We start from the raw sequence: 13,057 nt of genomic DNA on the forward strand, positions 1-13,057 counted from the left end.
TGGTCCCACTGGCGCAGACGCCACCAAGCCATCGCCCAACGATGCCACTACCTGAAAAGAGTCAGCTCAGGACACGAAATCTGACTGGAGTACTACCTCCTGTCCTATGTGCACGACCCCGACCGCGGCGCGAGCGACCTGGTGATCCTCTCCGCGCAGGACTTCACCGGTCGCCCCCTGGCCCGTGTCCACCTGCCGGGGCGGGTACCGCTCGGCTTCCACGGGAGTTGGGTGCCGAACGTGTGAAGGACGCCCGCCGACGTCGGTACGCGGCCGAGGCGGGACAGTTCTCAGAGTCTGACTGCAAACCGGTGACCGGGTGGGCGGTCGGCGCGCTGTCCGGCAGACGATGAATCCTGGGAGTGTCCGCCGGCTCCGGCCCGCTGTACGGTCGGGCGGATGCGCGGCCGTCGAGACGGGAGCCGGAGTGGAATCGGATCATGTTCCTGATTGGTTCTGGGAAGTCCTGGAGACGACACGACCGCGTCTGTCTGCCCTGGAGTCGTGGCTGGGGTCGCAGCGCCGGGAAGTTCTCGAGGACTTCGCGCTCGCCTATCTGGATGCGGCAGAGACGCTGGTCGACTTCTCGGAAGGCGTGAGCGTGGACGGAGACATCTGGTCCGAGGACAGCACCGAGGATCTGTGCATGTGGGTGGTCGGGCAGGGCCGCGGGCTCTGGCAGCTGGTGACGGCAGGGAAACTCAGCCTGGAAGAGGTCGCGCAGGCGTATCTCGGCCGTACGCCACTGCTCCCCGCCGGGGCGGCTCCCTGGGACGGGGTTGTCACGGGCCCGGGGCACAGGGGTTATCAGTCCCCCGAGGCCATCGTCTACGGCGTCTATCGGACACGTTTCGCCGAAGAGCTGTCGGAACGGCTTCCGGACGCCTGAGGATGCCGCCGGGCCGGCTGCGGCAACGCGGCGAGGCTCCCGGTGGATGCAGAGGTTGTCGAATCCGGCCGCGCCGCCAGGAGCCCTGCACGTCGTTCTGCCCTGCCTGAGCATCGGATGCCAACTCTGCTTCGGAGGAAGCAGGTTGTTGCGTGGCCTGCCGGTTCGGCCAGGGCGCCATCACCCGACGCCGCCAGCAGCGGTACCCGTCGGACATGAATGAGGACGAGTGGACACTCACCGAACCGCTGCTTCCGCTCGTGGCCTGGCGCTGGGGCAGGGGCGGCCGCCCGGAGAAGCACTGCCGCCGCGGGATCGTCGACGCCATCCGGTACGTCGTGGACAACGGATGCAAGTGGCGGGCCCTGCCTGCGGATTTTCCGCCGCATCGTACGGTGTACGCCCTCTTCGTCCGCTGGGAGCGCGGGCAGTTCCTCGACGACCTGCACAACCCACTCCGCGACCGACTGCGCGAACGCGACGGGCGGGATGCCGAGCCGAGCGTGGCGATCATCGACTCCCAGTCGCTGCAGGCCGCCGAGACGGTCGGCGCGGCCGGCCGGGGCTGGGCCGCGGGCAAGAAGGTGAACGGCACCAAGCGGCACATCGCGGTGGACCCCCGCGCCCTGCTGCTGATCGTCCTGGTTGCCGCCGCGAGCTTGCAGGACCGCGACGGGGCCGCCCGCTCCTGGCCCGGCTGCGGCAGACTCACCACCGCATCCAGCACGTGCGGGCGGACGGCGGCTACGCGGGCGGGCAGGCTCGTGACCTGGGCGAAGGAGCGACTCGCGCTCACCGTCGAGATCGTCAGACGCACCGACGCCATGACCGGCTTCGGGGTGCTGCCCCGCCGCTGGGTCGTCGAGCGGACCCTGGCGTGGATCTGCCGCAGACGCCGGTGCGTCCGCGACTACGAGCGACTGCCCGCACCTCACGAAGTCATGGTCAAGTGGTCAATGATCATCCTCATGACCCGCCCACTCGCCCGACGGTCCAGGACGTCTGTCATTGCGTGACCGGTTCACAACCAAGCACTCAGGGAGAGGCGTCTCCCCGGGGGCGCTGGAGCACCAGGCCGGCGGCGTGGGCGAGCACTTGGGCCCGGGTGCGGTCGCCGTGGTCGGCGGCGAGGAAGTGCCCGCCGATCGCCGTGCAGAAGGCGAGCAGGCTGCGGGCCTCGACCTCGTCGGCGTCGGAGCAGAAGGTGCCAATCATCTCGCGCAACAGGGCCATGCGCTGGTTGTCCACGCGGCGCAGGCGTTCGGCGACCGCCTCGTCGTGCCGGGCCCAGGCGCGGATCGCGAGATCGATGGGCAGCAGACGGTCGTCGGAGAAGGTCAGCATGCCCGCGCGGTGGATCTTGGTCTTCGGGTCCCCGCCCTCGCGCTCGACGCGGTCGATCACTTCGTCGGTGCTCTCCCGCTCCCAGGCGTCCAGCATCGCCTCCAGCAGCGCGTCGCGGTCGGCGAAGTGTCCGTAGAAGCCGCCCTTGGTGACGCCGAGCCGCTTCGCCAGCACTTCGACCCGGACCGCGTCCGGTCCGGAGGCGGCCAGCACCGCCAGGCCCTCTTCGATCCACCTGTCACGTGGCGTACGCGTCGCGCCCACGATGTGCCTCACCTCACCTCTTCGCCAGGTATACGGCGCCGTATATTCGGGCTACCGTTCATGTATACGCTACCGTATACATGAACGGAGACGTGACATGTCAGTCGGCTTCGTCGAGCGCGAACGCAAGCCCCGCCGAACGTTCCCCACCCTGTCCAGGTAAGGGGAAAGGCCATGGCCAGAAGACTCCCCGACGGCGCGCACGGCCGCCGCCCGTGGCGGATTCACGAGATCACGGACGACTTCCGCGTCGAGGACCTGTGGGCGTTCCGCACGCCCGGTGCCGGACCGGACGACTTTCCCGCGGTGCTTGCCGCGATGCGGGCGCCCCGTGACCCCGCGGCGGATCCCTTGCTCTTCCGGATCCTGTTCGCGGTGCGCTGGAAGCTCGGCGCGCTGCTCGGGTGGGACGGGCCCGGGACGGGTGTCGGAGCCCGGGTCCGCTCCCTGCGGGACCGCCTGCCCGGCGAACTCCGCCAGGTCCCGCCCGGTGCCACCGAGGGGTTCGGGCCGTTCACCCCCGTGTACGAGCTCGCCGACGAATGCGCCCTCGAACTGGCGAACAAGACCGTCCACACCGTCATGCACCTGGGATGGGTGCCGACCGGCGACGACCGGTACGAGCTCCGCATGGCGGTCCTCGTGAAACCCAACGGTCCGATGGGGCGGGCGTACATGGCCGCCATCGCACCGCTCCGTCGCCTCGTCGTCCTGCCCGCCTTCATCCGGCGGACGGAATGCGCGTGGCAGCGGCACGGCCGCACCGGCCCGGACGCGCACGACGTCGGTGCGGATACGTGCGACATCGGCCCGGCCACATGTGGCGCCGGCCCGGACGCGCGCGGCACCGGCGCGTTCGACGTCACCGTGGGGGCGCACGACCTCCCCGCGCCCTTCCGTGCCCTCAGCTCGTTGTCGGCCGTCGACTACGCCGATCGCTTCACCCTCGCGGCGAATGCCTCGGCGACACCGGAACAGTGGGCTCGGGCGATGTTCGGCGATGTCCCCGGCCTCGCCCAACGAGTGATCTGGCGCGGTTTGTTGGGGCTTCGGCTCAGCCGCGGGAGATCGCCGGACACCGTGGCCGGCTGGCGCATCACCGGACGCGGAAAGGACTGGATCCGGCTCGAGACCGCTTCCTGGTTCCTGACCGGCAACCTCGTCGTACAGGCGGACGGCGGGCAGGTTTCGCTGGGCACCTTCCTGCGCTACGACAGGCCCCTGGGCCGCAAGGTGTGGCCCCCGCTGTCCGCCGTCCACCGGCGACTGGCCCCCGGGCTGCTCCTCGACGCGGTGGCAGAGGTCGAGGACCGTACCCACCCCGACGGCGCCCGCGCCCAGGAGGACCGGAAGGGGAAAACCCGGTGAAAGGGGGAAACCGGGTGAACGGCCGCCGAGTCGCTCCCCGCAGCCGCCGAGTCGAGCCCGATCCGGCGGACACCGTCGTCACGCTCGGCGGTTGCGACCACGTCGACGCCGTGGCCATCGACGTCCCGCAGGGCACGAGCGCGCGCGACTTCGTCCGAGCGATGCTGAGCACGCCTCCCGCACTGCCGACCCGCCTCCTGAGACTGCGGGACGCGCTGGTGAAGCCCTTCGGCCTCGAAGGCGCCGCCCAGCGCGATAAGACCCGGAGCGAGGAGACCCGGATCGAGGAGGGGCGCAGGGTCGGTCCGCTCCATCTGTACCGCGTCCAGGAGGAGTTGGTCGTGGCGGGCAAGGACGACAAGCACCTCAGCTACCGGTCGACCTTCCTGGTCCGCCCCGGCCCGCACGGCTGGGAGGGCGTCACCACCACGGTCGTGCGGTACCACGGGCACGCCGGACGGGCCTACTTCACCGCGATCAAGCCCTTCCACCTCCTCGTCATGTACAGCCTCGCCCGACGCGGTGCGGCAGTGCTGTGGAGCGCGAAAGCCGCTTCCCGGGGGCCGGAAGCCGGAGCGCGCCCGCGGGAGGAAGGCCCAGGGGCCCGGACCGGACCATCGAACTGAGGGCCCTGCCAAGAAAATGAGTACGACTACTCACGCCCCGGTCGGCCACTGCCTCGACGATGAAGATCGACATTGTCGACACGGGGAGACCGTCCATGCTCAGCCGCATCGCCGACATCCTGGTGCCCGCCTTCGGCCACCTGTCGGTGACCACCGACCCCGGCGCCGAACTCGCGCCCGGCAGCATCGTCGCCGCGAACCACACCTCCTTGGCCGATCCCGCGATCGTGGTCGCCGCCCTGCGCCGCCTCGGCGCCGAACCGGTCATCATGGCGGCCGCAGGGCTGTGGCGCGTCCCGCTGCTCGGCCGCGCGCTCGCCCGTGAAGGACACATCCCCGTCTTCCGCGGAGACCGGCGCGCCGCGGCCGCGCTGGACGCCGCGGCAGAAGCCTTGGAGCGGGGACGCCTGGTGCTCATCTACGCCGAGGGGGGCCTGCCCCACCGCAAGGACGCCGCGGAAGCGGCCCCCGGCACCTTCCGCAGCGGCCTGGCCCGGCTCGCCGAGCGTACCGGCGCCCCCGTCATACCCGTGGGCCAGGCCGGCGCCCGCCGGATCACCTCGGGCAACCCCGCCAAACAACTCGCCGGCCTGATCACAGCCCCTCTGCGCCGGCCGGATCTCCACGTGCACGTGGGCGCACCACTGGAACTGACCGGAACCTGCGCCGCCCGGACGGCACGGGCCCGCACCGCGGTGACCACCGCATGGCGAACGGCGGCCACCCACCTGCACGAGCCCGCCGCACTCGCCGCATGACCCCACCGCCCGCAGAGCCCTCGCGACGGGGGCGCCCGGACGGTGGGTGCGGGTCTCACACGGTCGCGATGCCCGGGTCGCTCGTTCCGGTCTGCCCGTTCTCGACGTGCCCGGCCAGGCGCCGTAGGTATCCGGTGTCGCCCTCGACCACGACCGTCAGGTCGTACCAGCGCCTGGTGGCGCCCAGGTCGACACTCTGCTCGACGGTGGCACCGGCGGGGACCGTGAAGGTCCGGGACCCGCCGCCGTAAGCGTTGGACACGGTGAGACGCGCGTCGGCGGCCGACGGGTTGGTCAGGGTGAGCCCCAGGCCGCCGGTGTCGGCGTCGTGGCGTGCCGTCACCTCCGGCTCGGCGACCTTGTTGTTGCCCTTGAAGACACGCAGGAAGCCGTTCGGGCCATGGACCGTGAGATCGTAACTTCCGCCTGAATAAACCGAGTTCCAGCTGTCGGAGACCGGTTTTCCGGCCGCCGCCGTGTACGTCCACGGACCGTCGGTGCGCTTCAGCGAGCGCACCTGGAAGGCGGCACCCGTCCGGTCCCCCGCGCTGAACGTCAGCCTGTACTTGCCGGTCGAGAGGTCCGCGGCCCCGTCGACGTAGGGGGCGTACGGGAGCGGACGGCTCGGCCGCGCCCCGGCCTCCTGCCGGGGCAGGGCACCCTGCGCGGGCGGTCGCGGCACGTAGCTGCTGTGGCGGTCACGATCCGGCGGGACGTAGCCCGCGGTGCCCGGCAGGTCCGCCGGGTCCGTGACCTCGAGGGAGAAGTCGAAGGCGGACGTCAGGTCGCCGCAGATGGCACGCCGCCACGGCGAGATGTTGGGCTCCCGCACCCCGAACCGCTTCTCCATGAAGCGCAGGATCGAGGTGTGGTCGAAGATCTCCGAGCAGACGTACCCGCCGGTGGACCACGGCGAGACGACGATCATCGGGACGCGCTGCCCGAGACCGTAGGGGCCCGCGGCATATCCGATACCGCCCTTGTAGTGGTCGAGCGCGGTGTCGACGGTGGACAGGCCCTGGCTCGCGGAGGCCGGCGGGTAGGGCGGCACGACGTGGTCGAAGTAGCCGTCGTTCTCGTCGTACGTGATGAACAGGGCGGTCCTGCTCCACACGTCGGGGTTCGAGGTGAGCGCTTCGAGGACCTGCGAGATGTACCAGGCACCGTAGTTCGCAGGCCAGTTGGGGTGCTCGGAGAACGCTTCGGGGGCGGCTATCCAGGAGATCTGCGGCAGTTTACCGGCCTTGACGTCGGCCCTGAGGATGTCGAAGTACCCGTCTCCTGCCTTGGCGTTCGTGCCGGTGCGGGCTTTTTCGTACAGGGGGTCGCCGGGCTCGGCGTTGCGGTAGTTGTCGAAGTACAGCAGGGAGTTGTCGCCGTAGTTGCCGCGGTACGCGTCGTTGATCCAGCCCCAGCCGCCGGCCGCGTCGAGGCCGTCGCCGATGTCCTGGTACACCTTCCAGGAGACGCCCGCCCTCTCCAGACGCTCGGCGTACGTCGTCCAGCCGTAGCCCGCCTCCTGGTTGCCGAGGACCGGGCCGCCGCCGGTGCCGTCGTTGCCGACGTGGCCGGAGAGCATGTAATAACGGTTCGGGTCGGTCGCGCCGATGAACGAGCAGTGGTAGCCGTCGCAGATCGTGAACCTGTCGGCGAGGGCGTAGTGGAACGGGATGTCGTCCCGCGTCAGATACGCCATGGTGCCGGTGCCTTTGGCCGGGATCCAGTTGTCGTACTTGCCGTTGTTGAACGCGCTGTGGCCGCCGGCCCAGTCGTGGTCGAGGCCCGCGATGAACTGCATGCCCAGGTTGTCGGCGTCGGGGTGGTACGGCAGGGTCTCCTTGCCGCCGCCTGCCTGGTGCCATACCGGTTTGCCACTGGGGAGCGTCACCGGACGGGGGTCCCCGAAGCCCCGGACGCCTTTCATCGACCCGAAATAGTGGTCGAAGGAGCGGTTTTCCTGCATGAGGACGACGATGTGCTCGACGTCCTGGACGGTTCCGCTGCGGCGCGCCGCGGGGATGGCGGCGGCGCGGTTGACGGAGCTGGAGAGGGTGGCGAACCCTGCGGTGGTTCCGGCGATTTGAAGGAAGCGACGCCGATTGATCTCGGTCATGGGTGGGGGGTCCTCCTGTTGCTTCGGTGTTGCCTGGCCACGAAGAGAGGTAACGGAAGTATTCAAGAGGACCCGGGCTTGAGGAAAGCGGGCCGGGCGACCGGTGCGGGCGCGGTCCAGCAGTTCGCGTCCGGGCACGGCATGGCACGGTGAGGTGATCGCCTCCTGCGCCCGGGGCGAGGCCGGGGCCGCGGGCGAGCGGCGCAGCAGCCCGGGGGCGGGCCGCAGCCACGTCGACCGGACTGACGGCAAGGCCCTTCCCACGGGCCCTCCCTACGAGCGGGAAGGGCCCCGCCGGAGCGGAAAACCACCGCCGGACCACCACCAACCACCACCAACCACCACCGGATCATTGCCGGACTGCAGTCCGACCGCTCCGGCTGGAGCATTAGAGGTCCTAACAAAGGCGTTGGACGTGTCGGTGGGTGATGAGGCAGGGGGCAAGTCCGAGGAAGGCTCCGTGGATGTCGTCGCGTCTTTCCCGGCGGACGCGAAGGCGTCGGAAACCGTGGAACCAGGCGATCGTGCGCTCGACAACCCAGCGGTGAACACCGAGGCCGGAGCCGTGCGGTGCTCCGCGGCGGGCGATGACCGGTTTGATGCCCTGCGCCCGGACCAGGCGGCGGTACTCGTCGTGGCCGTGGCCGTGGTCGTGGCCGCGGTCGCCGAGGAGGATGTCGGGCCGTCGACGTGGTCGTCCGACGAGTCCCGGGACGGAGGGAATCTTCGCCAGGAGGGGCATCAGCTGAGTGACATCGCTGCGATTTCCGCCGGTCAGAGACACGGCGAGTGGGATGCCCTGACCGTCGACGAGGGTGTGGTGCCTGCCGCCCGGCCGCGCACGGCCGACCGGGCCGGGACCCCTTTCGGGCCTCGCCGGGCGGCCCGCACGGGGGAAGAATCGATCACCGCCCGCGACCAGTCGAGCCGTTTCGCCGCACGCGGCTTCGCCGGCAGCACGACGGGGAGCCGGTCCCGGACGCCGGCCCCATTCCACGCAGCAAGTCGGCGCCGGCACGTCATGCCCGAACCGGAGCCCGGCTCCTGCGGCAGGTACTCCCACTGGATCCCGGTATGCAGCACAAACAGGATCCCGCACAGCGCCTGGCGATCAGGCACTCCCGGCCGACCGGCCACCAGTTCCGGCCCCGGCTCAGGTAACAACGGCTCGATCAACGACCACAGTTCATCCGAGACGATCCACGGACGCGACTCCCCACTCCCCACGAACAGCCCAACGAGCACCCAAGCCGGAAGGCACATCATCAGTGAGGTTTTCTCAGTGGAAATGATCTCTACGAAGCCACGACGGGCCGGGCAGGCCGTGTTCCATGCCCTCCGGGGAAGGTTTGCCGCCACGGGCGCTCTGCCCCCATCGGCCTATGATCATGCCTCGGTGAGATGCAGGGGGAAGGGAAAGGCGATCGTGAGTTCATCCGAGAGCTCGTTCGACGTGGAGGGGAGCTGGTCGAGATGGTGGTGGATCCCTCTCGGCCTCGTCGTCATGCTGGCTGTGAGTTGGGGTATCGCCGGGCTGATCGAAGGTGGCTGCAAGCGCGGACCTCGGGGTGGCTGCGTTGCCGCGGATGGCTACGAGTGGCACGGCTGGGTGCTCATTCTCGCGGCGATACCGACCTGCATCGTGATGATCATGGGATTTGTCGCTGACCGCTGGCCGCCCGCGCTGGGCCTCGTTGTCGGCGGCTCGGCAAGCGGGTTGTACATGCTCACTCAAGGGCGGACGGAACCGCACGTGATCACCGCGGGTGTCTCCTTCGTGCTTGCCGCTGTGGCACCTGCTCTGTGCTGGCATCGGCAGCGAGGAAACCCGCTCCCCGGGGCCTGACGCGTCTGGCGACACGGCAGGGCGGGAGAAGCCGCGCCGGGTCAGGGAAGGTAGAGCTGGGCAAGGGACGTGAGTGACGGGGTCGGCCTACGTTCGCACCAGCGCGACAGCCAGCTTCGTGATGCAGGTCCCGTGGGGGCGGTTGACAACGTCGCGGGCCCTGGGCACGGACAGGCGTGAAGCCCCTGGTAGGACAGGTCTGCCAAGATCATGTCCGTAGCAACCAGAGGCTTCACGTTGGCCAACTATGTTGCCACGCTCGACGTCCCGCGCCACGTCGTCGAGTTCCTCGCCCGTCTGCTGGCGGCCCACCGCCGCCGGATCCGCACTCCGAAGGGATCCCGGGCGCTCGGCCCGTTCCGCCAGGCGGTGCTGGTGCTCCGCTGGTTCCGCGAACGCGGGTGCGTGCACTGCATAGCCCGCGACGCCGGCGTCTCCCAGGCCACCGGTTACCGCTACCTGCACGAGGGCATCGACGTCCTCGCCGACCAGGCCCCGGACCTGCGCGAGGTCCTGAGCCGGTGCCGGCGCGAGGGAATGACGCACGTGATCCTGGACGGCACGCTGATCGAATCGGACCGCCTCGCCGGCGTCCGCGAGAATGGCAACGACCGGCGGTTCAGCCAGAAGCACAAGGCGTTCGGCGGCAACATCCAGTTCCTGTCCGCCCCGGACGGTACCCCGTTGTGGGTCTCCGACGTCGAACCCGGCTCCACCCCCGACATCACCGCGGCTCGCATCCACGCCCTGCCCGCGCTCTACAAGGCGGCGGCCGACGGCCTGCCGACCCTCGCTGACAAGGGCTACATCGGCGCGGGCATCGGCATCCGTATCCCAGTCCGCCGCCCAAAGGGCAAGTCCGAACAGGCACTTCACGTCGACACCCGGATGTTCAACACCCTGCTGCGGCATGTCCGCGCCCTGGGCGAGCGCACCGCCGCCGAGCTCAAGCAGCGATGGCGCATCCTCCAGTACGTCACGCTCAGCCCCAGCCGGATCGGCGACATCGCCCGTGCCGCCCTCGTCCTCAACGGAATCTGGAAGTGATCACCGTTGAGAAAACCTCAGTGACTTCCGTCAGGACCTTCCAGACCTGGCCACCCGCGAGGTCGTCGGCTACTCGATGGCCGACCACCACCGCGCCGACCTTGTCGTCGATGCGTTGAAGATGGCCACAGGCCGGGGCCGGCTCCGGCCCGGCTGTATAGCGCATTCGGATCGCGGCAGCGAATAAACGAGTAGTCAATTCCGGTGTGAAATAGGCAAGTTGGGGCTCCGGCAAAGCTGCGGACGCACCGGATCCTGCTTCGACAATGCCGCCGCGGAGAGTTTCTGGGCCCTGCTCAAAGAAGAGATCGGCACCCGCGTCCGGCCCGACCGGGCCACCGCCCGCGCTGAGGTCTTCGACTTCATCGAGACGCTCTGCAACCGCCGCCTGCGCAAACACAAGATCTTCGGCTACCTCGCCCCGGCCGAGACCCGGCAACGGCACCAACACGACCTCGCAGCATAGACATCGAGTGTCCAAGATCACGGGGAAGCTTCAGGCACGACATCCCGCAGGCGGTCGAGTGGCAAGTGCGTTTCGACCCACGGCTGCATCTCAGACATCCAACGCCATCGCAGAGTGTTGCGGGACAACTTTGAGCCCACCCCACCAAACCGATCGCATTCCGAAACGGTCACTAAATGATATGCATGTTTGATTTCGAGCTCGGGAAGACAGCGCCGTAGAGCGCTGGTTGATCGTGACTGAACGTGATGGTTGGCGGGCCGTTTTCTCGTTACTCCACAGCGCGGCCGATGAGTTTGTGGCTCCCGGCCGGCCCAAGCTCGTGACACCCCAGGAAAGGACACCGCCATGTCGGAGCTTCTCGTCGACTTCATCACCTCCCTCGACGGCCACGCATCGGGAGAGGGACGGCCCGGGTGCTGGACCTCGAGGGCCCGGGGCTCCTCAGCACGATCGGCAGCCTCAGCCTGTGCCGATCCCTGCGCGGAAACCGTCACGACGTCACCCAGTTCAAACGCCTGCGGACCCGCTACGAGATACGCGTCGGCCCCCACCTCGGACCGCTTCAACTCGCCTGCAGCATCATTTGTTTGAGACGACTCCGAACCTCATTCTGAAACGATCAGTAAGGCTGGGCCAGCTTCTGGAAAAGCGCGTCGATCTCCGCCCGGTCGGCGACCAGCGGAAGGGTGTCGAAGTACAACTCCCACTCGTTGGCCGGGCCGAAGCGCTCCACGATCCCGAACGGGATGCCCTTGCCCTTCGGTCCGGAGACCGTGCCGTGCCACTCCACGTAGGTCGTGGTCCTGCCGAAGGTGACCTGGCCGGCCTTGAAGCGGACGTCTGCCGTGCCGAAGAACTGCTGGAGATAGGCCCGCTTGCCGGACTCCGTCGCTAGTGGAGCGTCCAGCCCCGGCCCCGACAGCCGTGCGTTGCCCATCCGGGCGAGCAGGGCGTCGATGTCCTCCCCGTTCCATGCCGCCAGGCGGTCCGGGAGCTCCGCAGCCCGCAAGCGCTCGGGCGCCGGGCCCCGGGAGGGAGCCGGGCCGGAGTCCGCGATCCCGTCGAACAGGCCCTCGGGCGCCAGCTCCGGGACCGTGTCCCGGAACAGGGCGTAGCGGTCGTAGTAGCGGCGGGCCTGGAGGGTCTTGCCGTCGTCCCCCAGGACATTGCGCGCGATCTGCGGGTAGGCCACCTTGTGGCCTTTCAGCGTGACCTCGTTCCACTGGCCGAACATCATGACGCCGCCGTCGGCCACCACGTCTGTGCCCCGGTAGCGCAGGTCGGGGACCAGCCGCAGGGAGCCGGTGATGGAGGTGCCGATCACTGTGTGGCCGCGCTGCGGGGCGCTGCCCGCCTCCCAGAGAGTGGCTTCCTCGTCGAAGATGTCAAGATAGGCCTTCACTCGGGGGTGGCTCAGGTCCCCGAGGGACGGCGGGGCGCCGGTCGGCAGCTCACCGAAGGCGATCTGGCGCTGCATGAACGCGCAGGCGTTCGGAGTGATCCGGCCCTCCAGCCGCTCGACCTTGGTGCGCACCTCCGGGCAGTCGCCCTGGGCAGCGGCCCCCTCACCGCCCGGCAGCGCCGCCGCTGAGGTCGTCACCCCCACGGCAACCGCCGCCACCACGACTCCCACCACACCACGCCGACCCGCGAACATTCCGTACCTCGTCTCGTTCCCGTCCAATGCGACCCATTGCCGCTCGTGCGGGACCAACATTCCCCGCCACCGGGGCAGGGGTCGATTACTCCTGAGGTAATGGCCCAGGTCAGAGGGGAGTGCGGGCCTCCCCCGCAGGCGGGTCAGGCGCAGAGAGCCGCCGCGGATATCAGTCGTTGCCCGGCACCGGCTGCTACGACGGCCGTACGCACCAGAAGCAGCGGGAGTGATCGGCAAGACGGGCCACAGCCAGGCGGGGGACTGTAAAACGTTCGGTGCAACTCCCGGCCATGGAAGGTGCATCGATGACCAGCGACAACACGGGTCGAGTTCCTCGAAGGGGTCGAATACCCGGGCGGTGACGTCCTGGCTCTCATCATTGCCGCGCAGGAAGATCGTCTCGAAGTACCGGAGTTCCTGGGTGATCGTGAGCATCTGTGCGGCGGAGAGGCCGGGGTCGTCGGGAAAGACGGCAAGGGAGTTGCCGGTGAACGCCTTGCCGGCAAACACATCGACATGGCGGTAGTGCAGGGGCGTACGGTCTTCAGGACTGATGCGGTAGTGGCTGGTCACGGCTCGACGCTAAGGGCTGTCCCGTAATCCCCGGCGGGCGCGCGACGACAGCTACAGCACCTCGCTGCGTTGTCGGAACGTCCGAATACATCCAGTATGCGGA

General features: G+C 69.0%; 12 protein-coding genes and 4 pseudogenes. 10 read left to right on the forward strand and 6 right to left on the reverse strand.

The window, feature by feature from the left end; genetic code table 11:
* Window positions 1–93: 93 nt before the first annotated feature.
* The 3 genes and pseudogenes from ACWCXX_RS38530 to ACWCXX_RS38540 all read left to right on the forward strand — a co-directional run.
* Window positions 94–246, forward strand: a pseudogene (locus ACWCXX_RS38530) (carotenoid oxygenase family protein); the annotation flags it as partial.
* Window positions 247–427: 181 nt separating this feature from the next.
* Window positions 428–889, forward strand: coding sequence for a hypothetical protein (locus tag ACWCXX_RS38535; RefSeq protein WP_451135612.1), 462 nt, complete (start codon window positions 428–430; stop codon window positions 887–889).
* A 215-nt stretch (window positions 890–1,104) separates the two neighbouring features.
* A complete protein-coding gene (locus tag ACWCXX_RS38540) occupies window positions 1,105–1,905 on the forward strand; it encodes an IS5 family transposase (RefSeq protein ID WP_451135614.1) in 801 nt (266 codons plus the stop codon).
* Window positions 1,906–1,924: 19 nt separating this feature from the next.
* On the opposite strand, the gene ACWCXX_RS38545 is transcribed toward ACWCXX_RS38540, so the two are convergent.
* Window positions 1,925–2,509 (reverse strand): TetR/AcrR family transcriptional regulator, encoded by a 585-nt coding sequence (locus ACWCXX_RS38545; protein WP_451135616.1) that lies wholly within the window; start codon window positions 2,507–2,509, stop codon window positions 1,925–1,927.
* 162 nt (window positions 2,510–2,671) lie between these two features.
* On the opposite strand from ACWCXX_RS38545, the gene ACWCXX_RS38550 reads away from it, so the two are divergent.
* From ACWCXX_RS38550 to ACWCXX_RS38560, 3 genes are all read left to right on the forward strand, one after another.
* A complete protein-coding gene (locus ACWCXX_RS38550) occupies window positions 2,672–3,865 on the forward strand; it encodes a DUF2867 domain-containing protein (RefSeq protein ID WP_451135618.1) in 1,194 nt (397 codons plus the stop codon).
* Between the two features lie 14 nt (window positions 3,866–3,879).
* A complete protein-coding gene (locus tag ACWCXX_RS38555; protein WP_451135620.1) occupies window positions 3,880–4,491 on the forward strand; it encodes a DUF2867 domain-containing protein in 612 nt (203 codons plus the stop codon).
* Window positions 4,492–4,586: 95 nt separating this feature from the next.
* Window positions 4,587–5,249 carry a lysophospholipid acyltransferase family protein gene (locus ACWCXX_RS38560; protein WP_451135628.1) on the forward strand — a complete coding sequence of 221 codons (663 nt, stop codon included), beginning with the start codon at window positions 4,587–4,589 and terminating at the stop codon, window positions 5,247–5,249.
* A gap of 55 nt (window positions 5,250–5,304) precedes the next feature.
* On the opposite strand, the gene ACWCXX_RS38565 is transcribed toward ACWCXX_RS38560, so the two are convergent.
* Together ACWCXX_RS38565 and ACWCXX_RS38570 are read right to left on the reverse strand one after the other, a co-directional pair.
* Window positions 5,305–7,362, reverse strand: coding sequence for a phosphocholine-specific phospholipase C (locus ACWCXX_RS38565; protein WP_451135622.1), 2,058 nt, complete (start codon window positions 7,360–7,362; stop codon window positions 5,305–5,307).
* 397 nt (window positions 7,363–7,759) lie between these two features.
* Window positions 7,760–8,625 (reverse strand): IS5 family transposase gene (locus ACWCXX_RS38570; RefSeq protein ID WP_451135630.1). Its coding sequence is split into 2 segments (ribosomal slippage): window positions 7,760–8,226 and window positions 8,226–8,625, totalling 867 coding nucleotides; the frame shifts between segments, so codons are not numbered across the junction.
* A 163-nt stretch (window positions 8,626–8,788) separates the two neighbouring features.
* On the opposite strand from ACWCXX_RS38570, the gene ACWCXX_RS38575 reads away from it, so the two are divergent.
* Together ACWCXX_RS38575 and ACWCXX_RS38580 are read left to right on the forward strand one after the other, a co-directional pair.
* Window positions 8,789–9,208, forward strand: a complete 420-nt coding sequence (locus ACWCXX_RS38575) for a hypothetical protein (RefSeq protein ID WP_451135624.1) — start codon at window positions 8,789–8,791, stop codon at window positions 9,206–9,208.
* A gap of 237 nt (window positions 9,209–9,445) precedes the next feature.
* Window positions 9,446–10,255 (forward strand): transposase family protein, encoded by an 810-nt coding sequence (locus ACWCXX_RS38580; protein ID WP_451135632.1) that lies wholly within the window; start codon window positions 9,446–9,448, stop codon window positions 10,253–10,255.
* Here the strand turns inward: ACWCXX_RS38580 and ACWCXX_RS38585 are convergent.
* Window positions 10,236–10,706, reverse strand: coding sequence for a hypothetical protein (locus ACWCXX_RS38585; protein ID WP_451135626.1), 471 nt, complete (start codon window positions 10,704–10,706; stop codon window positions 10,236–10,238). The two genes, ACWCXX_RS38580 and ACWCXX_RS38585, sit on opposite strands and share 20 nt — an antisense overlap.
* Before the next feature lie 363 nt (window positions 10,707–11,069).
* On the opposite strand from ACWCXX_RS38585, the pseudogene ACWCXX_RS38590 reads away from it, so the two are divergent.
* Window positions 11,070–11,179 (forward strand): annotated as a pseudogene (locus ACWCXX_RS38590) (dihydrofolate reductase family protein); the annotation flags it as partial.
* A gap of 51 nt (window positions 11,180–11,230) precedes the next feature.
* Window positions 11,231–11,338: pseudogene (locus ACWCXX_RS38595) on the forward strand (IS5/IS1182 family transposase); the annotation flags it as partial.
* Window positions 11,339–11,343: 5 nt separating this feature from the next.
* Here ACWCXX_RS38595 and ACWCXX_RS38600 read toward each other — a convergent pair.
* Both ACWCXX_RS38600 and ACWCXX_RS38605 read right to left on the reverse strand, forming a co-directional pair.
* Window positions 11,344–12,324, reverse strand: coding sequence for a hypothetical protein (locus tag ACWCXX_RS38600; RefSeq protein WP_451135634.1), 981 nt, complete (start codon window positions 12,322–12,324; stop codon window positions 11,344–11,346).
* A gap of 387 nt (window positions 12,325–12,711) precedes the next feature.
* Window positions 12,712–12,954 (reverse strand): annotated as a pseudogene (locus ACWCXX_RS38605) (PhzF family phenazine biosynthesis protein); the annotation flags it as partial.
* Window positions 12,955–13,057: the final 103 nt, after the last annotated feature.

This window comes from Streptomyces sp. NPDC001732, assembly GCF_053596315.1.

Excerpts from the sequence above, each read along its gene's own strand:
- ACWCXX_RS38540 (WP_451135614.1), top strand. The coding sequence starts at position 1,105 with ATGAATGAGGACGAGTGGACACTCACCGAACCGCTGCTTCCGCTCGTG.
- ACWCXX_RS38550 (WP_451135618.1), top strand. The coding sequence starts at position 2,672 with ATGGCCAGAAGACTCCCCGACGGCGCGCACGGCCGCCGCCCGTGGCGG.
- ACWCXX_RS38560 (WP_451135628.1), top strand. The coding sequence starts at position 4,587 with ATGCTCAGCCGCATCGCCGACATCCTGGTGCCCGCCTTCGGCCACCTG.
- ACWCXX_RS38565 (WP_451135622.1), bottom strand. The coding sequence starts at position 7,362 with ATGACCGAGATCAATCGGCGTCGCTTCCTTCAAATCGCCGGAACCACC.